The following is a 23526-nucleotide window of genomic DNA, read 5'->3' on the forward strand; positions in this document are numbered from 1 at the left end:
CTGGAAAAGGGAGGCCCATGTCGATCCGATGACGGCTGGCCGACGGGTGTTGTTATGGCGGGCAGTTTGCCTAGAGGGCCCGTGGATACGGCGCGGGCGCGGCAATGTGTTTCTTGGAGGTTATAGGCGACTCGCCAGTCATATTTGAACTGGTGAGCTTGATTCAAGCACAGACTCGGGATGGTGCAAGGCGCAGAAATAGGTTTTTGCCATCACCGGCTGAACGGTCGTCAGACCTGTCGGATTTCGTCCCAGGTCAACGCCCGATATTCACCGGATGCCAACGCACTGTCCAACTCAAGCGGCCCCATGCGTTCGCGATGCAGGCCAATCACCTTGTTGTTGAAATGCCCGAACATGCGCTTCACCTGGTGATAGCGCCCCTCGATGATGCTCAAACGCGCCAATCGCGGGCCGATCAACACCAGGTCGGCTGGTTGAGTGGTCAGGTCTTCAAACGCAAAATACAGGCCCGCTGCAAACGTCGCCGCGTACTCGGGGCCGATGTCCTGCTCGGTCTGCACGCGGTAGACCTTGGGCAGTTTGGTGCTCGGTTGCGTCAGGCGTCGCGACCACTGGCCGTCGTTGGTGATCAGCATCAACCCGGTGGTGTTGAGATCCAGGCGACCGGCGATATGCAACTCGTCTTTGTCCGGCTCATCCAGCCAATCCAGGACTGTCGGGTGCTGCGGGTCCGTGGTGGCGCTCACGCAACCCCGGGGTTTGTGCAGCATGAAATAACGCGCTGGTTTACCGGCTTGCAGCACCTCGCCGTCCACGCACACGCGGTTGAATTCGCGCACCTCATGGTGAGGGTCGCAGACCGCCATGCCATCGACCGTCACCCGCCGCTCCACTAGCAACACACGCACTTGCTGACGGTTGAAGCGCGGCAGGTTGCTGAGGAAGCGATCAACGCGCATCGCGGCGACTCAACTGTTCGTCGACCTGGGCACAGCGTGGGCACAGGCAGGCGGTGTTGCGCAGTTCGTCGGGCAGCGCTGCAAGCACTGCCGGGTCGATGGTGACGCTGTAGCACCAGCAGGCCTGGTCGGCGGTGCGTGGGTCGGCCAGGGTACAGTCGTTGCGGGCGCCGCAGGCAGGGCAAAGGGTGGGCGTGGTCATGGGGTGGTCGTGCAGGGCCTTGGAAGTCCCTGCACGATACAGCGCTGGTCAGTCCCGTTCCAGCCCAGCGACCCGCTGCCCACCGAGTTCTCGGCGGTCCAGGTGCGGGCCGGGTTGTACTAGGTAGTCACCAAGCAGCTGGCATCCAACACGGTGTCGCGCACGGCACTGCGGCGGTTACAGCTGGAACTTGCTGACCAGCACGTTGAACGAGGTCGCCAGACGCGACAGGTCCTGGCTGGACGCGTTGGTCTGGTGGGCACCGGCGGCGGTCTGGGTCGACAGGTCCTGGATGTTGAGCAGGTTGCGGTCCACTTCGCGGGCCACTTGCGCCTGTTCTTCGGACGCCGACGCGATCACCAGGTTGCGCTCGTTGATCTTCGCCACACTGGCGGTGATGCGCACCAGTGCTTCACCGGCGTTTTGCGCCAGGGTCTGGGTGTTGTTGGCCCAGGTCAGGCTCTTGTTCATCGCGGCCACTGCGTCGTCGGCACCGGTCTGTACGTCACCGATCATTTTTTCGATATCGACCGTGGAGGTCTGGGTGCGATGGGCCAGCGCCCGCACTTCATCGGCCACCACTGCAAAACCGCGACCTTGCTCACCCGCGCGGGCGGCTTCGATGGCCGCGTTGAGCGCCAGCAGGTTGGTCTGGTCGGCGATGCCGCGAATCACGTCGATCACCTTGCCGATCTCGCGCACTTGGGCGGCAAGGTCTGCAACCGATTGCGTGGAACCGTTGATCTCGCCCACCATCGATGACATGCCCGACACTGCCTGTTCCACTTGTTGGCGGCCGTCCTCGGCTTCCGTGGTGGCCTGGCGCGATGCTTCCGAGGTCGACACCGCGTTGCTTGCCACTTCGTCCACCGCCGCCGTCATCTGGTTCACGGCGGTGGCGGCTTGTTGGATTTCGTCATTCTGGCGGGTCAGGCCACGGCTGCTTTCGTCGGTGACCGCGCTGAGTTCTTCGGCGGCCGAGGCGAGCTGGTCGGAGGCATTGGCGATTTCCACCAGGGTGCTTTTCAGGCCGCCCTGCATATCGGCCAGGGCCATCAGCAAGTGCCCGGCTTCGTCGGTGCGGTCGGTGATGATCGCTTGGGTCAGGTCGCCCTTGGCAATGCGTTGAGCACTCTCGACCGCTTGGGCGATGGGGCGGGTGATCAGGCGGGTGATCAGCATGCCAATGGTGAGGGCAATGATGAAGGCCAGCACGATGCCGCTGATCATCCAGGTCAACGCGCTGCTGCGCAGGTCGTCGGCGGCGATGGCGCCTTCCTGGATCTGGCGGTTGTTGGAGTCGATCATCACGCGGATCAGCTCGCGGGCCTGGCGGAACAGCTCATTATTGGTGCTGTTGAGCTGTGCGCGCGCCTGTTCGAGCTGACCGCTGTTCATCATCGCGATAATGCGTTCGGAATTGCCGATGTAGTTCGGCCAGATCTGGTCGAGCTTGTCGCCGGCTGCCCGTTCGTCGTCTTCCAGCGGCGTGGCGCGGTAGGTGGCGTAGGCGGTCTGGCTGCGTTTGAGTTCGTTGGCGATGTCCTGGCTGACGCGGTCGCGGTCCTGGGCCGAGACGTCGCCCTTGCTGGCGTCCAGTAAGCGGTACAGACCCCGGTTGTGGGCGACCAGGCCATTGAGGGTGGCCGCGGTGTTGCTCACGGAGACCAGGTTGTTGGAGAACGTCAGTTCCAATGCGTTGGAGAGACGCACGACGCTTTTGATACCCAGTAGGCCGACCCCGAGGGTGACCAGTGCGCACAGTAGAAATGAAAGCAGCAGCTTGGTGGAAATTTTCATGGCTCGGATCCGGCATGTTAGCGAAGGGCGCACGCTAGAGCCTCCCTGGCTTTGCGCAATGTCATAGTGACATCATCGCAATCGAAAAGGTTTCGAACCAGAAAAAATTAGTGAATCGATAAAGTGAATTGACCAGCGGGCGCGATGCCGGCTCAGGCGAGGAGAGGGCATATCGGCGCCCCACGTTCATGTATCAAGTTGTTACCAAAACGCACCAGATTTGGTTTTTGATGTCCGATACTTTGTCATTCGGCGAAAGCTGGGTGCCGCCCTCCAGCGTCGCTGGAGGTGCTCTTTCGCGGTCCAGGAGGCCGCCATGTATCGACGACTGCTGCTCAGCGCTTTACTCGGTCTTACCCTTTCTGCCTGTGCGCCTTACTACGATGGAGGCCAGAGCTACTATCGATCCGAGGTCTACACCTCACCGGCACCGGTTTATTACTACGGGGGTGGCTCGGCGTATCAGTACCGCCGCGATTACTACCCTGCACCGCGTTACTACGCACCGGCCCCGCGTTACTACTCGGCGCCGCGCTATTACCAGCCGCCACCGCGCTACTACCCCTCGGGGCCAAGGGCGGGTTACCGGCCCTACCCGAACCAGGGTTGGGGCGATCACCGGGGCAATGGTGATCACCGGGGCAATCGCGGGCACGACGGTCGCGGTGGTGACCGAGGTGGCGATCGAGGCGGCCGCGGTGGTCACCGCTGATCGGTCATGAATGCAAACGGCGCAGGAAGCGCCGTTTTTTGTGGGCGAAACCTTATTCAGTAATCAGACAGATCCGCCAGCGGATGCCGGCCTTCCCACACTTTGGTGAAGTGCGCCTGCACCACTGCTTCCGGGATCGTGTTGATGTCCGGCCAGTGCCAGTGGGGCTTCTGGTCTTTGTCGATCAACCGCGCGCGCACCCCTTCGCTGAATTCCGGGTGGCGACAGCAATTGAGGCTCAGGGTGTATTCCATCTGGAACACCTGGGCAAGGGACAGGTGGCGCGCGCGCTGGATCTGTTCCCACACCAGGTGCGCCGTCAGCGGGCAGCCTTCGCTCAGGGTCTTGCCGGCACGGCTGAACAGCGGGTCGGCGTGGTCGTGCAGTTGGCTCAGGGCGCGCCAGGCAGAGCGCACGTCAGCCACGTCGAGCCATTCGTCGATCTGCGCCCGGCGCGGCAGCCATTGCGCCTCGGGTTGGTACTCGACGGCTTCCTGGGCCAGCGCTTTAAGCAGGCTGTTGAGCTGCATCGGCGTTTGTTCCTGCCAGTTCAATTGCAGCAGGCCATCAATCAGTTCGTCCTGCTGATCATCCCGCAGGAAGCGGTCGGCCAGGCCCAAGTCCAGGGCGTCACGCCCATTGATATGCGCGCCGGTAAGGCCAAGGAACACACCGAGCTTGCCTGGCAAGCGCGACAGGAACCAACTGGCACCCACATCGGGGTACAGGCCGATGCTCACCTCGGGCATGGCCAACCGGCTGCTCGGTGTGACGATGCGCACCGCCGCGCTTTGCAACAGGCCCATGCCGCCACCCAGCACATAGCCGTGGCCCCAGCAGAGCAATGGTTTGGGGTAGGTGTGCAGGCGGTAGTCGAGGCGGTATTCGGCGGCAAAAAACTGCGCGGCCAGGGCGGGCACCTCACCGGGTTTTTCGCGGCAAGCCATGGCCAGGCTGCGCACTTCGCCACCGGCGCAAAAGGCCTTGGGCCCATTGCCGCGCAACAGTACGCAGACGATGCTCGGATCTTTGGCCCAGGCATCCAGGCGCTCGCTCAGGGCCAGAATCATGGGTAAGGAGAGGGCATTGAGGGACTTTTCAGCGTCCAGGCTGGCGATGCCGATGCGGGCACCGTCGCTGCCGGTCAGTTCTTCGAAGTGCAGGTTCATCGTGACCTCAATCGAGAAAGTGAAGGATCAGTATGATCGCTTCGTGGGAAAGTGCCGATGGTGTGTCAGATCAATTGACAAGCCGGGTCGGCTTTCCTAGGGTTCGCCTCATTCTTTTCTACAAGACAGTTCAACTATGACCGAAGGCGACCGTATCAAACTCGAACCCAGCTGGAAACACGCCCTGCGGGACGAGTTCGAGCAGCCGTACATGGCGCAATTGCGTGAGTTCCTGCGTCAGGAGCATGCCGCCGGCAAGGAGATCTACCCGCCCGGTCCGCTGATTTTCAACGCCCTCAACTCAACGCCGTTGGACAAGGTCAAGGTGGTGATCCTCGGCCAGGACCCTTACCACGGCCCCGGCCAGGCCCACGGGCTGTGTTTCTCGGTGCAACCGGGCGTGCCGGCGCCGCCGTCGCTGGTCAACATCTACAAAGAGCTCAAACGCGACCTGAATATCGACATCCCCAACCACGGCTACCTGCAAAGCTGGGCCGACCAGGGTGTGCTGATGCTCAACACCACCATGACCGTGGAGCGCGCCAACGCCAACGCCCATGCGGGCAAGGGCTGGCAGTTCTTTACCGACCGGATTATCGAAGTGGTCAGCGAACATCAGCCGCACTTGGTCTTCCTGCTGTGGGGCGCCCATGCCCAGGGCAAGCAGAAGCTGATCGATGCAACCAAGCACTTGGTGCTGACGTCGGTGCACCCCTCGCCGTTGTCGGCGTACCGTGGGTTTTTGGGCTGCGGGCATTTCAGCCGCACCAACAAGTTTCTTGAGCAAAATGGCGAGACGCCGATCGAGTGGCGCTTGCCGCCACTCTAAAGCCCAACACAAATTGAAAATGTGGGAGGGGGCTTGCGCCCGATAGCAGTGGGTCAGCTGCAGATGTGCTAGCTGATACACCGTCATCGGGGGCAAGCCCCCTCCCACATTTTGATTTGTGCCAGGCGCTAAGTCTGTTCAGGCCTGCGGTTCCAGTGCCGAAACAACGGTTCCGCCAAAAACAACACGAACAGCAAACGCATCACCTGCATCGCCGTCACCAGCGGCACCGACAGTTGCAGGGTTTCGGCCGTGAGGCTCATCTCGGCAATCCCGCCGGGCATCATGCCGAGGGTCAGTGAGCGCAGGTCCAGATGGGTCAGGGCGCTTAAACCCACGGCGGCCAATGTCGCCAGCGCCATGGTCAAGGCTGTGCCGATCAAGGTGCGGCCCATGAACGATGGCGCGCGGCGAAAGAACTGACGGTTGAAGTGGCAACCCAGGCCGCTGCCGATCAGCCATTGGCCGATCTGGCTGCCGCCGTCGGGCAGGCCGATGTGCAAGTCCCACACGACGCTGGCGGTGGCACTCACCAGCAACGGCCCGAACAGCCACGGGTTCGGCTGACGCAAACGCTGCCAACCCCAGGCCACCAACGCGCCAAGCGGAAACAGCAGGGCCAGCCACGCCCAACTCACCGGCGCCGGATGAAACTGCGGCGCGCCACCGTCCAGCAAGTACTTGAAAATCGCCGGTACACACAGCACCACCGCCAGTACCCGCAGACTCTGGCCCGCCGCGACGCGGCTGAGCACCGCGCCATTGCGTGCGCCGAGGTTGACCATCTCCCCGGAGCCGCCCGGCATGCTGGAGAAAAACGCGGTGGCGCGGTCTTCACCGCTACGGCGCATCAGCCACACGCCGACGATGCTCGACAGGCTGGTGATCAACGCGCCCATGAAGATTAGGCCGAAATGGCTCATCACCTGCTCGATCACCATTGGCGTGAAGTGCAGGCCGATGCCGATGCCCACCACCCATTGGCCGCATTTGCGCCCGCCGGGAATCTCCGCCAATTGCCACGGCGTAAGGCAACGCACCAGGATAATCGCCAGCAACGAACCGACCATATACGGCAAAGGCCAGCCGACCAGGCTGGCCAGGTAACCGCCGGCCAGGCCGACCAGCGGTGTTCCCCACCAATGTTTAAAGGTGACCTCAGACATCGGCCACGGCGCGACGCTGCAGGGCACGTTTGCGGTAGATGCGCACCAGCGGGAACATCAACATCAGCGCGGTCAGCACCCACACACCAAAGGTGATCGGGCTGGACCAGAGGATGTCCAGCGCGCCGTTGGAGATCGACAGTGCGCGGCGCAGGTTCTGTTCCATCAAACCGCCGAGGATAAAGCCCAGCAGCACCGGCGACAGCGGGAAGTCCAGCTTGCGCAGGATGTAACCGAAGATGCCGATACCGACCATCAGGAACAGGTCGAAGGTGGTGGCGTGAACCGCATACACACCAATCGCGGTGATGATCGCGATCACCGGCACCAGTGCCCAGTTCGGCACGGCGAGGATGCGCGTGAAGATGCGGATCATCGGGATGTTGAGGATCACCAGCATGATGTTGGCGATAAACAGCGAGGCGATCAGGCCCCAGACGATGTCCGGCTGCTGTTGGAACAGCAGCGGGCCGGGGGTGATGTTGTACAGCGACAGTGCGCCGATCATCACCGCCGTGGTGCCCGAGCCGGGTACGCCGAGGGTCAGCATCGGTACCAGGGCACCGCAGGCGGATGCGCCGATCGCGGTTTCCGGTGCCGCAAGGCCGCGCATGTCGCCCTGGCCGAATTTGCCGCTGGCGCCAGCGATTCGTTTCTCGGTCATGTAGGCAACGGCTGATGCCAGTGTCGCACCAGCGCCCGGCAGCACGCCCATGATGAAACCGAGCAGGCCGCAACGGATGTTCACCACGAACACCGCGCCAGCTTCCTTCAAGTTGAACATCATCCGTCCGGTGGCTTTTACCGCTTCTTGGCCACGGTGGGTTTTTTCCAGCAGCAACAGAATCTCGCTGATGGAGAACAGACCGAGCACCAGCACCACAAACTGGATACCGTCGGTGAGGTGAATGTTATCGCCGGTAAACCGGTACACGCCGCTGTTGGCGTCAATGCCTACGGCCGACAGGAACAAACCGATCAGCGCCGCCACAAACGTCTTCAGCGGTTTGTCGCCGGCCATGCCGCCCAGGCAGACAATCGCGAACACCATCAGTACGAAATATTCTGCCGGGCCGAAGGCTATCGCCCACTTGGCCAGCAGCGGTGCAAACAACACCATGCCGCAGGTGGCGATAAACGCGCCGATGAACGAACTCCAGGCTGACAGCGACAACGCCACACCGGCCAGGCCTTTGCGGGCCATCGGGTAGCCGTCGAGGGTGGTCATCACGGTAGAGGCTTCGCCTGGGATGTTCAGCAGGATCGAGCTGATCCGGCCGCCGTATTCGCAGCCCAGGTACACGGCTGCCAGCAGGATCAGCGCCGATTCTGGCGGCAGGCCGAGGGCGAAGGCGATGGGGATCAACAGTGCCACGCCGTTGATCGGGCCCAGGCCCGGCAACAGGCCGACCACGGTGCCGATCAAGGTACCGCAGAGCGCGGTCACCAGGTTGTAAGGGGACAGTGCAACGCCGAAGCCCTGGCCCAAATAGCCAAAAGTATCCATATCAGTTCTCCAGAACGTCGAGCAGGCCGAGGGGCAGCGGAACATCCATGGCTTTATCGAACAGCAGATAAAGACCGATGGCCATCAGGCTGACGATCACCACGCTGGGCAGCCAGCGGCCGCCATACAGGCGCGCCATGGGGATGCCGATCAGCATGCTGCTGAGGATGAAACCCAGCGGTTCGAACGTGCCGGCGAACACGATCAACAGGCCGACACAAATGCCGATCTTGATCAGGGTTTCGCGGTCCAGCGCGGGTTCTTCTTCGGTGTGTTTAGTCGGCTGTGGACGGATGATCATGTAGATCAGGCCCAGGCTCATCAGCCCGAGCATCAGCAGTGGGTAGGCGCGAGGGCCTACCGGCTCGTAGGAAAATGCCGCCTGATACGGCCAGGCCATCAGCGCGAGACCCGCGCAGACCAGCAGCATTACTGAGGCGAAAATGCGTTGTAAGAGCATGCGGAACTCCTGGGCCACGCCCGCTGTTAGCAAGGCGTGGCCGAGCAAGAAGAGGGGCGATTACTGGATCAGGCCAAACTCTTTGGCCAGCACTTTGTAGTCAGCCACCTGTTTCTTCACGTAGGTGTCCAGCTCCGGGCCGGTCATGGCGAACGGGAACAGCTCGCGCTGGTCACGCAGCTTGGCGAACTCCTCGGAGGCCAGCAGTTTGTCGAAGGCTTCTTTCCACCAGGCGTAGTCGGCATCGCTGACTTTTGGCCCGAGGTAGAAGCCACGCACGACCGGCCACACGATGTCGTAGCCTTGCTCTTTGGCGGTCGGAATGTTCTTCATTTCCGGCTCGTCCAGACGCTCTTCGGAGAACACCGCCAACAGGCGCATGTCACCGCTGAGGATGTGCGGCATGGAGTCGGAGATGTCGGTACTGCCCACCTGGATGTGGCCACCGAGCAGGGCGGTGGCGATTTCACCGCCGCCTTCGAGGGCTACATAACGCAGCTCGCGCGGGTTGATCCCGGCGGCCTTGGCGATCAGTGCAGTTTGCATCCAGTCCTGGCTGCCGACGGTGCCGCCGGAACCGATGACCACGCTGCCGGGATCTTTCTTCAAGGCTTTGACCAGATCGTCCAAGGTCTTGTAGGGCGAATCGGCTTTCACTGCGATGGCCCCGTAGCTGGTGCCAACCGCCGCCAGCCAACGCACGGCGCTTTCATCGAAGCGCCCGAACTTGCCTTGGGCCAGGTTCAGCAACGAACCGCTGGACCAGGCCACCAGCGTGCCAGCGTCCGCAGGGCGCTGCGCCACCACCGCGTTGTAAGCCACCGCGCCCACGCCGCCTGGCATGTAGGTCACGCGCATCGGCTTGCTCAGCAGCTTTTCGTTGACCAGCGCGCTTTGCGCCAGTTTGCAGGTCAGGTCAAAACCACCGCCGGGCGAGGCCGGGGCGATGCATTCCGGGCGCTTGGGTTCGTCGGCGGCCAGCAGTTGGCCGGCGAACAGCATACAGCCGGCGGCGAGGGCCAATTTACGCAGTGAATAGGTCATGGTGATCTCCGTCTTTGTTGTTATGAGGGGCTACTACCAGAGCGCGATGCTGTAACTGACCAGCACACGCATTTCGTCCGCATCACGGGCTGAATAGTTGGAGCGGTACGTGGCATTGCGCAGGCGCACGGCCACGTCCTTGAACGTGCCGCTTTGCACCACGTACTTGATCTCGCTGTTGCGTTCCCATTCCCGGCCCGTCTCGCCATTATTGAGTTTGATATTGCCACCCGAGAGGTAACGGCTCATGAAACTCAAGCCGGGAATCCCCAGCTTGGCGAAGTCGTAGTCGTAGCGCGCCTGCCAGGAGCGTTCGTCGGCGCCGGCAAAGTCGTTGATCTGGACGAAGTTGACCAGGTACGGGTCGCTGCCATCAACGTAGGGAAACGCGCTATCGCCGGACATGTGCTGGTAGCCGGCGCTCAGCTTATGGCCATTGAGCGCATAGCTGAACAGGCCGTTGAGGGATTGGTTGTCGATCTTGCCGCCACGGGCGCTGCCGGTGTCATCGCTGATGGCCAGCCGCAGGTCGGCACCAAAGGTGCCGGGGCCCATCGGGCGTGAGGCCACGAGGCCGAGGAAATGCTGGCGGTACACGTCATCGAGTTGGGCGAAGTGGTAACTGCCGGTGATCTTGTCGGCGAACCTGTAGTCCACGCCACCGAAGTTGAAATGCTTGCCGGTGGCACCGCTGACGAAGCGGCTGTTGCGGTTGTTGAGGCCGATGTCTTCGTAATTGCTGTCGTCACGGTCCTTGGCCTTGTCCAGACGGCCGCCGGTGAACACCAGGTTCTTGAACTCCTTGGAGGTCAACAGGCCACCGTTGAAGGTTTGCGGCAGGATGCGCCCGTCGTTGGGCTTGAGGATCGGCAGTTCAGGGATCAGTGAACCGATCTTCAGCTCGGTGGCGGAGATCTTCACTTTGCCGGTCAGGCCCAGTTTGGAGTATTCGTCGGCGGCCCGGCCATCGTCGTGCGTTGGCAGCAGGCCGGTGCCGGTGCGGTCCGGGCTGGAGTCGAGCTTGACCCCGAGCATGCCCAGTGCATCTACGCCAAAACCGACGGTGCCGTCGGTGTAGCCCGACTGCAGGTTGAGCATGAACCCCTGGGCCCATTCGTCGCGCTTGGATTGTTGCGCGCTGGTGCCGTCGCGAAAGTCGCGGTTGAAGTACATGTTGCGGGTTTCGAGGGTCGCGCTACTGTCTTCGAAGAAGGCGGCCTGGCTAAGCGGCGAAAAGCCGGCAAGGGCAGTGGCACTGGCGAGGGCGGTCTGGGAAAGGCGAGAAAAACGAACAGGCGGGCAAGCCTGGGGCTGTGTCGGCAGCATCGTTGGAACTCCAGTTATTGTTCTTATTTTGGCGAAAACGCTTCGAGGCGTTTTTCGGGCGCTACGGATCGGGCAGCTCGGCGGGCATAGACCACCGTGGCTGGATGCTAAAGGGCGAAGCTTTCACTAACCTTTCAACTGTCTTTCAATGTTTTCGGGCTTCACAGGGCAGGCGGCGCCTGTAAACTGCCCGCCAAAGCGTGGCGTCGACCACCCCTGAATGAGGTAGAAATCCATGCGTGTCCTCCTGGTTGAAGACCATCTGCAACTCGCCGAAAGTGTCGCCCAGGCGCTCAAGAGCACGGGTTTGACCGTCGACGTGCTGCACGACGGGGTGGCTGCGGACCTGGCCTTGAGCAGTGAGGAATACGCGGTGGTCATCCTCGATGTGGGGCTGCCGCGCCTGGACGGTTTCGAGGTGCTGGCGCGTCTGCGGGCGCGTGGGAAAAATCTGCCTGTGTTGATGCTGACTGCGCGCAGTGACGTGAAGGACCGCGTGCATGGCCTGAACCTGGGCGCCGACGACTACCTGGCCAAGCCCTTCGAACTGACGGAGCTGGAGGCGCGGGTCAAGGCGCTGCTGCGGCGCAGTGTGCTGGGCGGCGAGCGCCAGCAGGCGTGCGGTGTGCTGGTCTATGACCTCGACACCCGCCGTTTCACCGTGGGCGGCGAGCTGATGACGTTGACCTCCCGCGAACAGGCGGTGCTCGAGGCGTTGATCGCCCGCCCGGGGCGGGTGATGAGCAAGGAGCAGCTCGCGTCCCAGGTGTTCGGCCTGGACGAGGAAGCCAGCCCGGATGCCATCGAAATCTACGTGCATCGTCTGCGCAAGAAACTCGACGGCCAGCCCATTGCCATTGTGACTTTCCGGGGCCTCGGCTACCTGTTGGAAGCCCGTGATGCATAAGCCCAGCAGCCTGCGCTGGCGCCTGCTGTGGAACCTGGCGGTGTTGCTGGTGTTGCTGATGTTTGCCAGCGGCATGAGTGCCTACTGGAACGGTCGCGAGGCGGCCGATACCGCTTACGACCGCACGCTGCTGGCCTCGGCGCGCACGATCGCCGCCGGGTTGACGCAGGTGGACGGCACCCTGAGCGCCAATGTGCCTTACGTTGCCTTGGACACCTTCGCGTACGACAGCGCCGGGCGCATTTACTATCAGGTCAATGACATTGATCAGAAGCTGATCTCTGGCTATGAAAACCTTCCCGGGCCCCCTCCGGGCACGCCGCGCACCGACGATTACCCGGCGCTGGCACGCTTTTATGATGCGGTTTACCAGGGCCAGCCCGTACGGGTGGTGAGCCTGCTCAAGGCGGTCTCAGAGCCGAATATGAACGGCATGGCGGAAATTCGCGTGGCTGAGACCGATGAAGCGCGCGTCAGCATGGCCCGCAGCCTGATGGCCGACACGTTGCTGCGCCTGGGCATGCTTGCAGTCGGCGCCTTGCTGTTGGTGTGGTTTGCCGTCAGCGCTGCATTGCGCCCGCTGGAGCGTCTGCGCACGGCGGTGGAAGAGCGTCAGCCAGACGACCTGCGGCCCCTGCCGCTGGTGGAAGTGCAGCATGAGTTCGGCCCGCTGGTGCGGTCGCTCAACCACTTTACCGAGCGACTGCGCGGCCAGTTCGAACGCCAGGCGCAGTTCATTGCCGATGCCGCCCACGAATTACGCACGCCGCTTGCGGCACTCAAGGCGCGCCTGGAGCTGGGTTTACGCGCCGAGGAACCGGCCATCTGGCGCAGTACATTGGAGACCGCTGCTCAAGGCACTGACCGCCTGACACACTTGGCCAATCAATTGTTGTCCCTGGCCCGCATCGAAAACGGCGCCCGGGCGATTGCTGAAGGCGGTGCCCAGTTGCTCGACCTCAGCCAACTGGCGCGTGAGCTGGGCATGGCCATGGCGCCCCTCGCCCATGCGCGTGGCGTGGCGCTGGCGCTGGAGGCCGATGAGCCGGTGTGGCTGCGCGGTGAGCCGACGCTGTTGAACGAGTTGTTGAGCAACCTGGTGGACAACGCCCTGGCGCACACGCCGCCGGGCGGTAACGTGATTCTGCGGGTCACGGCGCCGGCGGTGCTGGAAGTCGAGGATGACGGCCCGGGCATTCCGCTGGATGAGCGCGATCGGGTATTCGAGCGCTTCTACCGACGCAGCCAGCAGGGCATGGGCTCCGGCCTGGGCCTGGCGATCGTCGGCGAAATCTGCCGGGCGCATCTGGCGCAGATCAGTCTGCATGATGGCGCGCAGGCGGGGTTGAAGGTGCGGGTGAGTTTTATCGCCGGTTGATCAGTAGAACATCGAGCGTGCTTCATCCAGCTCGGCGCGCAGGGTTTCGCTATAGGGGTCGAACCGCAGCTTCTTGATGGCGGGGAGGTTGGCGACGTGCACGTCCGCCAGGGGGTGGTCGGTGCCGCGATGGCAATACAGCACGGCAACCTGCACCAGGTCGATGTAGTCCAGGCTGGCCGAGTCGCGTTCCAGGTTCAAATACTGCCCTGGCAGTTTCGCCAGCATCTCCGGGAAGTCCCAGCCACCGAGCAGTTTGTCACCCAGCAGCGGGTGGATGCTGTCGATCACGTGGTTGAGGCTGACGGGGTCTGACAGCAACTCGTAGTGGTCTTCGGCGTAGGTCAGGATCGGCAGTACGCCGATCTGGTGCACCAGGCCGCCGAGCGCTGCCTGGTCGGGCTTGAGCTGGCTGTGGCTGCGGCACAAGGCATAACTGACGCCCGCCACTTCGAGGCTGCGGCGCCACACGTCACGCATCTTTTGTTCGACGGCTTCCGAGCGGGCGTGGAAGATTTGCTCCATCACCAGGCCGATGGCCAGGTTGCTGCTGTAGTTGGTGCCCAGCCGCGTGATGGCGGTGTGCAGGTCGGTGACTTCCTGGGTGGCGCGCAACAAAGGGCTGTTCACCACTTTGATCAGGCGCGCGGACAACGCCGTGTCTCGACCGATCACTTTGCTCAAGTGGCTGATGCTGATATCCGGGTTTTCGGCGGCCTGACGGATATTCAGGGCCACTTCCGGTAATGTCGGCAGAACCAGGTCATCGTTGTCGATGGCCGTAATCAAAGCCTGTTGGACTTTTTCCGCCAGCTTGTTCATTCATGATCTCTAGGGTGTTGCAATAAGGTACGGCGACTAACGCTGGATCTCTCGATCGCGGTCGAGCGTGTAAGGCAGGTCAAGCAGCTGCAAACCGGGGCCTTCCAGTGTGCCTATGTGCACATCGCCACTATCGGCTGCTTCGGCTTGCAATACCGCCAGAAGTTCAATGGCCTGGTCGGCTTTTGCTGCAAGCACCACTTCGCCGATCGAGCTGTTGTGGCTGGGAGAAAACAGCGGGGTGCCGGGCTCGGGCATTTCAGCCGCATCCAGGCGCAAGCGGTACAGGCGACGCTTGAGTTTGCCCAGGTACTGCATGCGCGCGACGATTTCCTGGCCGGTGTAGCAGCCTTTTTTGAAACTCACGCCGCCCACGGCTTGCAGGTTGAGCATCTGCGGGATGAACAGCTCGCGTGTTTGCGGCATTACTTGGCCGATGCCTGCGCGAATCTGACCCAGCAGCCATTCATTCAGATCGGTTTGTGTTAGCTGTGCGGCCAATTGGCTGCGCAGGGTGTCGGCTTGCTCGGCCGGCACCCAGAGTTCGGCGCGGCTCGGGGACACACGGATGGCGATCAGTTGTTCGTGGCGGGCGACGCTGTCCGTCTCGGCCGGCAGCTCGAGGCCGAGGCTGCTGAGGACCTGATCGCCGTTGATCACCCCGAAGCGCACCCAGGCGGCGCTTTCATCGGTGAGCTTGGACTTGGAGAACACCGCGTATTTTTTCAGGTCGGCCAACTGCGTTTCCAGCAGCTCGGTGGCCATCGCCAGCAGTACGCCATCCCCTTGCAACAGAATGCGAAAGCTTGACTGCATGCGCCCCTTTTGCGTGCAGCGCGCGCCAAGGCTGGCCTGGGTGTCGCTCAGGTAATTGAGGTTGCAGGTCAGTTGGCCCTGCAGGAATTTGGCAGCGTCGGCGCCGCGGACGGCGAGAACGCCTTCGTGGGGCAGGGGGCAGAAGAAAGCAGAGTCAGCCATGGGTCATCGCAGGTCAAAAAGTCATGGGTGCATCATAGAGGGGCGCCCGGTAAATGGATAGTTTCAGTATGGGTCGACCAAAGCCGACTGTTCCGGTGCCGTCGGGCCTGTATACTTGCGCGCTATTTGAGGAGCGCTCCATGGTCGAAAATGTAGAACTCAATCGCCTCTACTGGCACAGCCGTCGTGGCATGCTTGAGCTGGATGTGTTGTTGGTGCCATTCGTCAAAGAGGTCTACGCCACCCTCAATCAGGTGGATCGTGACTTGTATGTGCGGCTGCTGGAATGCGAAGACCAGGACATGTTCGGCTGGTTCATGGAGCGGGCCGAGTCGGAAGACCCGGAGTTGCAGCGCATGGTCCGGATGATCCTGGATCGTGTCCAGCCCAAGTAATCGCTTTGAATGCCGCTGGCAGGCCTCACGGCTGTTGCTGGCGGCGTATCTCTTTGCCCAGCTTTTGGCGTTGGGTGCTCTGCTGATCGTCGATCTGCCGCTTGCCTCCCTTGGCGTGCTGCTGTGCATTGCGCACGCCGCCTGGGTGTTGCCGCGCCATGTCCTGCTGACTCACCGTTCGTCGATTTCTGGCTTGCGCCGTGACGAAGAGGGTTGGCAGCTGTTCAGTCGGCAGCGCGGTTGGCACAGCGTGCAGTTACGTCCCGACAGCCTGGCACTGCCATTGGCCGTGGTGCTGCGCTACCGGGTGCCGGGGGAGTGGCGGGTGCGTTCGATCTGTGTGCCCCACGACGCGCAGGCGGCCGATGTGCATCGGCGCCTGCGGGTACGCCTCAAGTTCAGCCGCCGTAGGTGGTTGGCACCAGAATAGTGTCGCGCGCCTCTGGCAGCATCTGCGGGTAGTCGAGGGTGTAATGCAGGCCTCGGCTTTCCTTGCGTTCCATGGCCGAGCGGATCATCAGTTCAGCTACCTGGGCCAGGTTGCGCAATTCGATCAGGTCGCGGCTGACCTTATAGTTGCTGTAGAACTCATCAATCTCATCCAACAGCAACCGCACACGGTGTTGCGCGCGTGCGAGGCGCTTGTTGGTGCGCACGATTCCCACGTAGTCCCACATGAAGCGCCGCAGCTCGTCCCAGTTGTGGGCGATGATCACGTCTTCGTCCGAGTCGGTGACCTGGCTCGCATCCCAGCGGGGCAGGGCGGCCGGTACCGGGACGCGCGGCAGTTGCTCGAGAATATCCGCCGCCGCCGAACGGGCGTACACGAAGCATTCGAGCAGCGAGTTGCTGGCCATGCGGTTGGCGCCGTGCAGGCCGGTGAAGCTGGTTTCGCCAATCGCATACAGGCCGGGTACGTCGGTACGCCCGTGCTGGTCGACCATCACGCCACCGCAGGTGTAGTGCGCGGCCGGAACCACGGGGATCGGGCCTTTGGTGATGTCGATGTTGAAGGCCAGGCAGCGTTCGTAGACGGTCGGGAAGTGGCTTTTGATGAAAGCTTCGGGCTTGTGGCTGATATCCAGATAAACGCAGTCGATGCCCAGGCGCTTCATTTCGTGGTCGATCGCACGGGCGACGATATCCCGTGGGGCCAGCTCGGCGCGCGGGTCGAAGCGTTGCATGAAGCGCTCGCCGTTCGGCAGCTTCAGGTGTGCACCTTCGCCGCGCAGGGCTTCGGTGATCAGGAAACTCTTGGCCTGTGGGTGATACAGGCAAGTGGGGTGGAACTGGTTGAATTCCAGGTTGGCCACCCTGCAGCCCGAACGCCAGGCCATGGCAATGCCGTCACCGCAGGCCCCATCGGGGTTGCTGGTATACAGGTAGACCTTGGCTGCGCCACCGGAGGCCAGGATGGTGAAGCGCGCGCCGTAGGTGTCGACTTCACCGCTGCCACGGTTGAGCACGTAGGCGCCGAGGCAGCGTTCGCCCGGCAGGCCCAGGCGTTTTTCAGTGATCAGGTCGACAGCAACGCGCTGCTCCAGCAACTCGATATTGGGGCGCTGGCGAGCCTGTTCGAGCAGTGTTTTGAAGATGGCGGCGCCGGTGGCGTCGGCTGCGTGGATGATGCGGCGGTGGCTGTGGCCGCCTTCACGCGTGAGGTGGAACTCGAAACCGCCGTCGTCACTGCCTGCGTGTTCGTCACGGGTGAAGGGCACACCCTGGTCGATCAGCCATTGGATCGCCTCGCGGCTATGCTCGACGGTAAAGCGCACCGCGTCTTCATTGCACAGGCCACCGCCGGCGTTGAGGGTGTCTTCGACATGGGATTGCACCGTGTCGGTGTCGTCCAGCACCGCGGCCACACCGCCCTGGGCCCAGAATGTCGAGCCGTTGGCCAGGTCGCCTTTACTCAAAACCGCAATACGCAGGTGGCTGGGAAGCGTCAGCGCAAGGCTCAAGCCGGCTGCGCCGCTACCGATCACCAGGACATCGTGTTGAAACTGTTGGCTCATTTGAAGGATTCCGCAAAAAGCGATCCGAAGGACTGGCGCAGACAGGACGCCTGGATCGGCGAATCAAAGGGTCACACGGCCCACTAGTATATAGAGGGGGGGAGCGGCACAATAGCCGGGCATTCGTGGCAATGTGAGATTACGGTGCGCAGCTCGGGTAAAATCGGCTGGTTATTGAAGCGGGAACTTTTTGCATAAGCCCCGACTCAATAGCAGGTTGCCCGAAAGCTGGGAAAACGTTGAGTTTATTGGCCCGTCGGGAGCATTGGACGCGTCATAAAACCGGCGACAAGATTATTCGCGCAGTCGGCGTTGCCCGTGCTGCGTTTTTCGTGTGTGCCAAATCAGTGCATGCCGGAAACTTGCTTGGAGGGGGAGAACTTTTGCGAAAAGTCCGAGTCTATGTTTGCAAGCCTGATCGTTTAGTTATGCAAGCCTCCTTCAAGTACTACGAGGAGTGTTCATGCTAACCCAGGAAGAGGATCAGCAGCTGGTCGAGCGCGTGCAACGCGGCGACAAGCGAGCTTTTGATCTGCTAGTGCTGAAATACCAGCACAAAATTCTCGGGTTGATCGTGCGGTTTGTGCACGACACCCATGAAGCGCAGGACGTTGCACAGGAAGCCTTTATCAAGGCTTACCGTGCACTAGGCAACTTCCGCGGTGATAGTGCGTTTTACACGTGGCTATACCGCATCGCCATCAACACGGCGAAGAACTATCTGGTGTCTCGCGGGCGCCGCCCACCGGATAGTGATGTTAGTTCAGAAGATGCGGAATTTTACGATGGTGATCACGGCCTCAAAGATCTCGAGTCGCCGGAGCGTGCATTGCTGCGCGACGAGATCGAAGGAACCGTTCATCGCACAATTCAGCAACTGCCAGAAGATTTACGTACGGCGTTAACTTTACGTGAATTTGATGGTCTGAGTTACGAAGACATTGCGAGCGTCATGCAGTGTCCGGTGGGGACTGTAAGGTCACGGATTTTCCGGGCCCGGGAAGCCATCGATAAAGCCTTGCAACCGTTGTTGCAGGAAAACTAAAGACAGCGGCGACAGCCAAGAGAGGAACCGCCATGAGTCGTGATGCCCTGCAGGAATCGCTGTCCGCAGTGATGGATAACGAAGCGGATGAACTGGAACTTCGTCGAGTGCTCAATGCATTTGATGATGCCGAAACCCGTGACACCTGGTCTCGTTACCAAGTCGCTCGGGCGGTGATGCACAAGGATCTTCTAATCCCTCGTCTGGATATTGCTGCGGCTGTTTCTGCTGCGCTGGCCGATGAAGCCGTTCCGGCAAAAGCTGCACGTGGTCCATGGCGTAGCCTGGGTCGCCTGGCAGTGGCTGCCTCGGTAACTGTTGCGGTATTGGCTGGTGTTCGCCTGTATAACCAGGACGAAATCGCCGGTGCCGAATTGGCCCAGCAGACCCAGCAACCGGTAATGGCGGGTCCGCAAGTCAAAGGCCCAGCGGTATTGGCCGGCTACAAGGAAAGCTCTGACACCACCGGCCCTATGGCCAACGGTGTGTTGCAAGGGCAATCGGGCTGGCAAGATCAGCGTCTTCCAGGCTACCTGCGCCAACACGCACAGGAATCGGCCTTGAAAGGCACTGAAAGCGCTCTGCCATACGCTCGCGCAGCAAGCCTGGAAAACCGCTAAACCGTTAAGGAGCCCTATGCGCGCCATACCGCTCCTTACGCTTTTGCTCAGTGGTTGGTTTGTATTTCCCGCCCATGCCGATGAAGCCCAAGACTGGCTGACTCGACTTGGGCGTGCAGAGCAGCAGCAAAGCTTTCAAGGTACGTTTGTCTACGAGCGTAACGGCAGTTTTTCTACCCATGACATCTGGCATCGTGTCCAGAATGGTCAAGTCCGTGAGCGGCTTTTACAGCTCGATGGATCTGCCCAGGAAGTCGTGCGGTTGGATGGGCGCACTCAGTGCGTCAGCGGTACGCTGGTGGCAGGCCTTGGCAATTCACGTGATGCCCCTTCGCGTGCGCTGGATCCGCAAAAACTCAATCAATTTTACGAACTGGCCATCATCGGCAAATCTCGCGTGGCCGGTCGTAATGCAGTGATCATTTCGATCACGCCGCGTGACCAATACCGTTACGGTTTTGAACTGCACCTGGATCGTGAAACCGCGCTGCCTCTCAAGTCCCTGCTGCTCAATGAGCAAGGGCAGTTGCTGGAGCGTTTCCAGTTCACGCGGTTGGACACTTCGGCTCTCCCAGATGATCGCAATGTGCAGCCCAGCAGCGACTGTACGCCCATCGCGGTAGCCAATAGCAATACGCCAGAGGTGGCTTCTACCGAGACCTGGCATATGGATTGGTTGCCGCCGGGTTTTCAGCTGACTAACAGCAGCTCTCGCAAAGATACTCAGACCAAAGCAACCGTAGACAGCCTGATGTACGAAGACGGGTTGGCGCGTTTCTCGGTATTCCTTGAGCCGATCAGTGATGTCAGTGTCACTGAAACCCGCACCCAATTGGGCCCGACAGTGGCCGTGTCGCGTCGCCTCAACACGGTGGACGGTGAAATGATGGTCACGGTGGTAGGTGAAATCCCTATCGGCACCGCCGAGCGTATCGCGCTGTCAGTACGCGGTGAAAAAAAGCCGGCTGCCAAGCCGTGAGCTGTTAATCCTATGTTCATCCTGCCCTTTCACTGTACATCCATGCCAGGTTGGCTGCCGAGAGCATGAAATGTCTGGATCAGCATTTTCACTTGCAAAAATCTCTCATGTTTTTTATAGGTCAGGGCTTGTCGGCTCTGGCCTTGTCTTGTTCGCGGAACAAAGATGTCGGTCGCAGTTTTCGGCGTTTCTTGAACCCTGTCGCTCAACCCTGCTCGTCGTAACGGGAGCTGTATGTCGATACCACGTTTGAAGTCCTACCTATCCATAGTCGCCACGGTGTTGGTGCTGGGTCAGGCCTTGCCTGCGCAAGCAGCCGAGTTGCCTGACTTCACCCAATTGGTCGAGCAGGCCTCGCCTGCCGTGGTGAACATCAGTACCACGCAGAAGCTGCCGGATCGCAAAGTCTCCAATCAGCAGATGCCGGATCTGGAAGGCCTGCCGCCGATGCTGCGCGAATTCTTCGAGCGCGGCATGCCGCAGCAGCGCGCACCCCGCGGTGGTGGCGGTGGTCAGCGTGAAGCGCAGTCCCTGGGGTCGGGCTTTATCATCTCGCCGGACGGCTACATTCTGACCAACAATCACGTGATTGCCGACGCCGACGAAATTCTCGTGCGCCTGGCTGATCGCAGCGAGCTGAAAGCCAAATTGGTGGGCACTGACCCACGTTCCGATGTGGCTTTGCTCAAGATCGAAGGCAAGGACCTGCCCGTGCTCAAGCTGGGTAAATCCCAGGACCTTAAAGCCGGGCAGTGGGTTGTGGCCATCGGTTCGCCGTTTGGTTTTGACCACACCGTGACCCAGGGTATTGTCAGCGCCATTGGCCGCAGCCTGCCCAATGAAAACTATGTGCCATTCATCCAGACTGACGTGCCGATCAACCCGGGTAACTCTGGCGGCCCGCTGTTCAACCTGGCCGGTGAAGTAGTGGGGATCAACTCGCAGATCTACACCCGTTCCGGTGGTTTTATGGGCGTGTCTTTTGCGATTCCGATCGATGTAGCCATGGATGTTTCCAACCAGCTGAAAAGCGGTGGCAAGGTCAGCCGTGGTTGGTTGGGCGTCGTGATCCAGGAAGTGAACAAGGACCTGGCTGAATCGTTCGGCCTCGACAAGCCGGCCGGTGCTCTGGTTGCGCAGATCCAGGACGACGGTCCAGCTGCCAAAGGCGGCTTGCAAGTGGGCGACGTAATTCTGAGCATGAACGGCCAGCCGATCATTATGTCGGCCGACCTTCCGCATTTGGTGGGTGCGCTCAAGGCGGGCAGCAAAGCCAAGCTTGAAGTTATCCGTGAAGGCAAGCGCCAGAACGTTGAGCTGACTGTCGGGGCTATTCCCGAAGAGGGGGCGACGCTGGATGCCTTGGGTAACGCCAAGCCAGGTGCAGAGCGCAGCAGCAACCGCCTGGGCATTGCCGTCGCTGAGCTGACTGATGAGCAGAAGAAGAGCTTCGACCTCAAGAGCGGTGTCGTGATCAAGGAAGTGCAGGACGGTCCAGCATCGTTGATCGGCCTGCAGCCAGGTGATGTGATTACGCACCTGAACAATCAGGCGATTGACTCCACCAAGCAGTTCACTGACATCGCCAAGGCGCTGCCTAAGAATCGTTCGGTGTCGATGCGTGTGCTGCGTCAAGGGCGTGCCAGCTTCATCACGTTCAAGCTAGCCGAGTAATTCGCCGGTTCGTTTTGCAATAAAAAGAAAAGCCCCGCTTTCGTTTGACGAAGGCGGGGCTTTTTTGTGGGCGATGGGTTTAGCTCATCATCCCTTTGACCAAACGTTCCTGTTCGATCAACTCACGCTGGCGCGCGTCGATGCGTGACGACAGTGGGAAGTTGCTACCGGCGCGGCGCTTGGCAAAATCCAGTTGCTGGATGGCCTGTTGGAAGTCGCCCACCAACGCAAAGTATTCGGCGCGAGCCTGATGCAGGCCAATGATGTTGCCCGAGAGGCCGCGGGTTTCGGCAACTTGGTACCAAACGTCAGGATCGTCCGGACGAGACTTGAGCAAGCTGTCCAGGGCTTTTTCCGCGTCGGCGGTGCGGTTCTGCTTGAGCAGCAGGTCCACCCGCACTTGATTCAACGGATAGTTGCCGGGGTATTGGGTCAGCATCCTGTCAGTGCGTTGTTGGGCATCTGGCAGGTGGTTGTTGTCGATGTCCAGTTGAATCTGCGCCAGGTTGTAAGTGATGTCGTTAGGCGCTTTGGCCAGCAACGGCTGTAGGTTGTCGCGTGCCTGTTTGAACAGAGAGCCTTTTATCTGGGCGATGGCCAGGCCATAGCGCGCCACATCGTTTTTCGGGTTCTCGTCCAGTTGTGCCTGGAAACGCTTGGCGGCGAGTCCCGGGGTGTCTTCGTATTGCAATTGCACCCGGGCGCGGATCAGCTGATAGCGCAGGCTGTCTTCTTTGCCGCCGGGTTTAGCTTGCTCGGCGCGGTTGCGGGTGTCGGCGATTCGCGACTCGGTGACCGGGTGCGTCAGCAGAAATTCCGGCGGCTTGGCGTCGAACCGGTACTGACGCATCAGGCGCTCGAACATGGTCGGCATCGAGCGCGGATCGTATCCGGCTTTTTCCAGGTTGAGGATGCCGATGCGGTCAGCTTCTTGTTCATTCTGGCGGGAGAAGCGTCGCTGTTCCTGGATCGCCGCGGCCTGGGTGCCGGCGATGGCGGCAATACCGGCATCACCTGCGCCGGCAGCGGCGGCAATAATGCCGCCAAGCAAAGCGGCCATCATCGGCAGTTGCATGCGTTGCTGCGCTTCAACGCCTCGGGCGAAGTGGCGTTGGGACAGGTGAGCCAATTCGTGCGCCAGCACCGAAGCGTATTCGCCTTCGGTCTGGGCATTGAGGAACAGCCCGCCGTTGACCCCGACAATCCCACCGGGCGCGGCAAAGGCGTTCAATTGTGGGCTGTTGATCAGGATGAACTCCAGGCGCCGGTCGTTGACCTGGCTGGTCTCTACCAGCTTGTACACGCTGGTTTCGACATAATCCTTGAGTTGCGGGTCATTGAGCTGCGAAACCTGGCCGCGCAGGTAGGCCAGCCATGCACGGCCCAACTGGTATTCCTGTTGTGGCGAGACAATGGCAGAACTGGCGTCGCCAAGTGACGGCAGGTCGTCGGCGAAGCCCGGGGAGGCCAGCAGGCAAGCCAGCGTCAGCAGGGTAGGGCGCAAAAAAGTCATGCACAGAGCCTTTCGACAAAGAGCTTACTGTAGCCGGACACTGAGCTTGGGACCAGATATTC

23 protein-coding genes are annotated in these 23526 nt (G+C 61.1%); 10 read left to right on the forward strand and 13 right to left on the reverse strand.

The genetic code is table 11. The features are described 5' to 3' along the window. Positions 1 to 230 precede the first annotated feature (230 nt). The 3 genes from GIW02_RS11560 to GIW02_RS11570 form a co-directional block, all read right to left on the reverse strand. Positions 231 to 923, reverse strand: a complete 693-nt coding sequence (locus GIW02_RS11560; protein ID WP_236412355.1) for a pseudouridine synthase — start codon at positions 921 to 923, stop codon at positions 231 to 233. Further along, positions 913 to 1125, reverse strand: coding sequence for a cysteine-rich CWC family protein (locus GIW02_RS11565; protein ID WP_236412357.1), 213 nt, complete (start codon positions 1123 to 1125; stop codon positions 913 to 915). Before GIW02_RS11565 ends, GIW02_RS11560 begins: the two co-directional genes overlap by 11 nt. Before the next feature lie 177 nt (positions 1126 to 1302). Then, entirely contained in the window at positions 1303 to 2925 is a 1623-nt protein-coding gene (locus GIW02_RS11570; RefSeq protein ID WP_236412358.1) for a HAMP domain-containing methyl-accepting chemotaxis protein, read from the reverse strand. A gap of 316 nt (positions 2926 to 3241) precedes the next feature. Here GIW02_RS11570 and GIW02_RS11575 point away from each other — a divergent pair, with 316 nt between their 5' ends. Further along, entirely contained in the window at positions 3242 to 3637 is a 396-nt protein-coding gene (locus tag GIW02_RS11575; protein WP_236412360.1) for a hypothetical protein, read from the forward strand. Between the two features lie 56 nt (positions 3638 to 3693). Here GIW02_RS11575 and GIW02_RS11580 read toward each other — a convergent pair whose 3' ends face one another. Next, entirely contained in the window at positions 3694 to 4806 is a 1113-nt protein-coding gene (locus GIW02_RS11580) for an enoyl-CoA hydratase/isomerase family protein (protein WP_236412371.1), read from the reverse strand. Positions 4807 to 4942: 136 nt separating this feature from the next. Here GIW02_RS11580 and ung point away from each other — a divergent pair, with 136 nt between their 5' ends. Beyond that, positions 4943 to 5635 (forward strand): uracil-DNA glycosylase, encoded by a 693-nt coding sequence (gene ung, locus GIW02_RS11585; RefSeq protein WP_236412380.1) that lies wholly within the window; start codon positions 4943 to 4945, stop codon positions 5633 to 5635. A 128-nt stretch (positions 5636 to 5763) separates the two neighbouring features. Here the strand turns inward: ung and GIW02_RS11590 are convergent, their stop codons facing one another. From GIW02_RS11590 to GIW02_RS11610, 5 genes are read right to left on the reverse strand one after another with little or no spacing between them, the layout of a single operon-like run. Next, positions 5764 to 6801, reverse strand: coding sequence for an AbrB family transcriptional regulator (locus GIW02_RS11590; RefSeq protein ID WP_236412383.1), 1038 nt, complete (start codon positions 6799 to 6801; stop codon positions 5764 to 5766). Next, entirely contained in the window at positions 6794 to 8308 is a 1515-nt protein-coding gene (locus tag GIW02_RS11595; protein WP_236412385.1) for a tripartite tricarboxylate transporter permease, read from the reverse strand. The genes GIW02_RS11590 and GIW02_RS11595 overlap by 8 nt, the downstream gene beginning before the upstream one ends. Position 8309: 1 nt before the next feature. Beyond that, entirely contained in the window at positions 8310 to 8768 is a 459-nt protein-coding gene (locus GIW02_RS11600; protein ID WP_038848178.1) for a tripartite tricarboxylate transporter TctB family protein, read from the reverse strand. Positions 8769 to 8828: 60 nt separating this feature from the next. Continuing rightward, on the reverse strand, positions 8829 to 9812 hold the full coding sequence (locus tag GIW02_RS11605) for a Bug family tripartite tricarboxylate transporter substrate binding protein (protein ID WP_268935505.1): 984 nt from the start codon (positions 9810 to 9812) through the stop codon (positions 8829 to 8831). A gap of 33 nt (positions 9813 to 9845) precedes the next feature. Continuing rightward, the gene (locus GIW02_RS11610; RefSeq protein ID WP_236412387.1) at positions 9846 to 11138 is read right to left on the reverse strand and encodes an OprD family porin; all 1293 of its coding nucleotides are present in this window, start codon (positions 11136 to 11138) and stop codon (positions 9846 to 9848) included. A 235-nt stretch (positions 11139 to 11373) separates the two neighbouring features. Here GIW02_RS11610 and GIW02_RS11615 point away from each other — a divergent pair, with 235 nt between their 5' ends. Together GIW02_RS11615 and GIW02_RS11620 are read left to right on the forward strand one after the other, a co-directional pair. Beyond that, positions 11374 to 12045, forward strand: coding sequence for a response regulator (locus tag GIW02_RS11615; RefSeq protein WP_236412388.1), 672 nt, complete (start codon positions 11374 to 11376; stop codon positions 12043 to 12045). After that, entirely contained in the window at positions 12038 to 13423 is a 1386-nt protein-coding gene (locus GIW02_RS11620) for a sensor histidine kinase (RefSeq protein ID WP_236412390.1), read from the forward strand. Before GIW02_RS11615 ends, GIW02_RS11620 begins: the two co-directional genes overlap by 8 nt. Here GIW02_RS11620 and GIW02_RS11625 read toward each other — a convergent pair whose 3' ends face one another. Continuing rightward, positions 13424 to 14245 carry an HDOD domain-containing protein gene (locus GIW02_RS11625; protein ID WP_236412392.1) on the reverse strand — a complete coding sequence of 274 codons (822 nt, stop codon included), beginning with the start codon at positions 14243 to 14245 and terminating at the stop codon, positions 13424 to 13426. 36 nt (positions 14246 to 14281) lie between these two features. Next, positions 14282 to 15223: a CAF17-like 4Fe-4S cluster assembly/insertion protein YgfZ gene (ygfZ, locus tag GIW02_RS11630; protein ID WP_236412401.1), complete on the reverse strand. Its 942-nt coding sequence runs from the start codon at positions 15221 to 15223 to the stop codon at positions 14282 to 14284. 140 nt (positions 15224 to 15363) lie between these two features. Here ygfZ and GIW02_RS11635 point away from each other — a divergent pair, with 140 nt between their 5' ends. Then, positions 15364 to 15618, forward strand: a complete 255-nt coding sequence (locus GIW02_RS11635; protein ID WP_101267568.1) for an FAD assembly factor SdhE — start codon at positions 15364 to 15366, stop codon at positions 15616 to 15618. Next, positions 15602 to 16048, forward strand: coding sequence for a protein YgfX (locus tag GIW02_RS11640; protein WP_236412402.1), 447 nt, complete (start codon positions 15602 to 15604; stop codon positions 16046 to 16048). Before GIW02_RS11635 ends, GIW02_RS11640 begins: the two co-directional genes overlap by 17 nt. On the opposite strand, the gene nadB is transcribed toward GIW02_RS11640, so the two are convergent. Next, a complete protein-coding gene (gene nadB / locus GIW02_RS11645; RefSeq protein WP_236412405.1) occupies positions 16017 to 17633 on the reverse strand; it encodes an L-aspartate oxidase in 1617 nt (538 codons plus the stop codon). The genes GIW02_RS11640 and nadB overlap by 32 nt on opposite strands. A gap of 463 nt (positions 17634 to 18096) precedes the next feature. Here nadB and rpoE point away from each other — a divergent pair, with 463 nt between their 5' ends. From rpoE to GIW02_RS11665, 4 genes are all read left to right on the forward strand, one after another. Then, a complete protein-coding gene (gene rpoE / locus GIW02_RS11650; protein WP_003172477.1) occupies positions 18097 to 18678 on the forward strand; it encodes an RNA polymerase sigma factor RpoE in 582 nt (193 codons plus the stop codon). Positions 18679 to 18710: 32 nt separating this feature from the next. Further along, positions 18711 to 19298 carry a sigma-E factor negative regulatory protein gene (locus GIW02_RS11655; RefSeq protein ID WP_003172479.1) on the forward strand — a complete coding sequence of 196 codons (588 nt, stop codon included), beginning with the start codon at positions 18711 to 18713 and terminating at the stop codon, positions 19296 to 19298. 16 nt (positions 19299 to 19314) lie between these two features. Further along, the gene (locus GIW02_RS11660; protein ID WP_236412425.1) at positions 19315 to 20277 is read left to right on the forward strand and encodes a MucB/RseB C-terminal domain-containing protein; all 963 of its coding nucleotides are present in this window, start codon (positions 19315 to 19317) and stop codon (positions 20275 to 20277) included. Positions 20278 to 20511: 234 nt separating this feature from the next. After that, positions 20512 to 21951, forward strand: a complete 1440-nt coding sequence (locus GIW02_RS11665) for a DegQ family serine endoprotease (RefSeq protein ID WP_236412428.1) — start codon at positions 20512 to 20514, stop codon at positions 21949 to 21951. Positions 21952 to 22030: 79 nt separating this feature from the next. On the opposite strand, the gene GIW02_RS11670 is transcribed toward GIW02_RS11665, so the two are convergent. Next, positions 22031 to 23464: a M48 family metalloprotease gene (locus GIW02_RS11670; RefSeq protein ID WP_236412441.1), complete on the reverse strand. Its 1434-nt coding sequence runs from the start codon at positions 23462 to 23464 to the stop codon at positions 22031 to 22033. Positions 23465 to 23526: the final 62 nt, after the last annotated feature.

This window comes from Pseudomonas syringae (genome assembly GCF_021606685.1).
GTDB classification, from domain to species: Bacteria; Pseudomonadota; Gammaproteobacteria; order Pseudomonadales; family Pseudomonadaceae; genus Aquipseudomonas; species Aquipseudomonas syringae_R.

Coding starts and splice junctions, on each gene's coding strand:
- GIW02_RS11560 (WP_236412355.1), bottom strand. CDS start 923: ATGCGCGTTGATCGCTTCCTCAGCAACCTGCCGCGCTTCAACCGTCAG.
- GIW02_RS11565 (WP_236412357.1), bottom strand. CDS start 1,125: ATGACCACGCCCACCCTTTGCCCTGCCTGCGGCGCCCGCAACGACTGT.
- GIW02_RS11570 (WP_236412358.1), bottom strand. CDS start 2,925: ATGAAAATTTCCACCAAGCTGCTGCTTTCATTTCTACTGTGCGCACTG.
- GIW02_RS11575 (WP_236412360.1), top strand. CDS start 3,242: ATGTATCGACGACTGCTGCTCAGCGCTTTACTCGGTCTTACCCTTTCT.
- GIW02_RS11580 (WP_236412371.1), bottom strand. CDS start 4,806: ATGAACCTGCACTTCGAAGAACTGACCGGCAGCGACGGTGCCCGCATC.
- ung (WP_236412380.1), top strand. CDS start 4,943: ATGACCGAAGGCGACCGTATCAAACTCGAACCCAGCTGGAAACACGCC.
- GIW02_RS11590 (WP_236412383.1), bottom strand. CDS start 6,801: ATGTCTGAGGTCACCTTTAAACATTGGTGGGGAACACCGCTGGTCGGC.
- GIW02_RS11595 (WP_236412385.1), bottom strand. CDS start 8,308: ATGGATACTTTTGGCTATTTGGGCCAGGGCTTCGGCGTTGCACTGTCC.
- GIW02_RS11600 (WP_038848178.1), bottom strand. CDS start 8,768: ATGCTCTTACAACGCATTTTCGCCTCAGTAATGCTGCTGGTCTGCGCG.
- GIW02_RS11605 (WP_268935505.1), bottom strand. CDS start 9,812: ATGACCTATTCACTGCGTAAATTGGCCCTCGCCGCCGGCTGTATGCTG.
- GIW02_RS11610 (WP_236412387.1), bottom strand. CDS start 11,138: ATGCTGCCGACACAGCCCCAGGCTTGCCCGCCTGTTCGTTTTTCTCGC.
- GIW02_RS11615 (WP_236412388.1), top strand. CDS start 11,374: ATGCGTGTCCTCCTGGTTGAAGACCATCTGCAACTCGCCGAAAGTGTC.
- GIW02_RS11620 (WP_236412390.1), top strand. CDS start 12,038: ATGCATAAGCCCAGCAGCCTGCGCTGGCGCCTGCTGTGGAACCTGGCG.
- GIW02_RS11625 (WP_236412392.1), bottom strand. CDS start 14,245: ATGAACAAGCTGGCGGAAAAAGTCCAACAGGCTTTGATTACGGCCATC.
- ygfZ (WP_236412401.1), bottom strand. CDS start 15,223: ATGGCTGACTCTGCTTTCTTCTGCCCCCTGCCCCACGAAGGCGTTCTC.
- GIW02_RS11635 (WP_101267568.1), top strand. CDS start 15,364: ATGGTCGAAAATGTAGAACTCAATCGCCTCTACTGGCACAGCCGTCGT.
- nadB (WP_236412405.1), bottom strand. CDS start 17,633: ATGAGCCAACAGTTTCAACACGATGTCCTGGTGATCGGTAGCGGCGCA.
- rpoE (WP_003172477.1), top strand. CDS start 18,097: ATGCTAACCCAGGAAGAGGATCAGCAGCTGGTCGAGCGCGTGCAACGC.
- GIW02_RS11655 (WP_003172479.1), top strand. CDS start 18,711: ATGAGTCGTGATGCCCTGCAGGAATCGCTGTCCGCAGTGATGGATAAC.
- GIW02_RS11660 (WP_236412425.1), top strand. CDS start 19,315: ATGCGCGCCATACCGCTCCTTACGCTTTTGCTCAGTGGTTGGTTTGTA.
- GIW02_RS11665 (WP_236412428.1), top strand. CDS start 20,512: ATGTCGATACCACGTTTGAAGTCCTACCTATCCATAGTCGCCACGGTG.
- GIW02_RS11670 (WP_236412441.1), bottom strand. CDS start 23,464: ATGACTTTTTTGCGCCCTACCCTGCTGACGCTGGCTTGCCTGCTGGCC.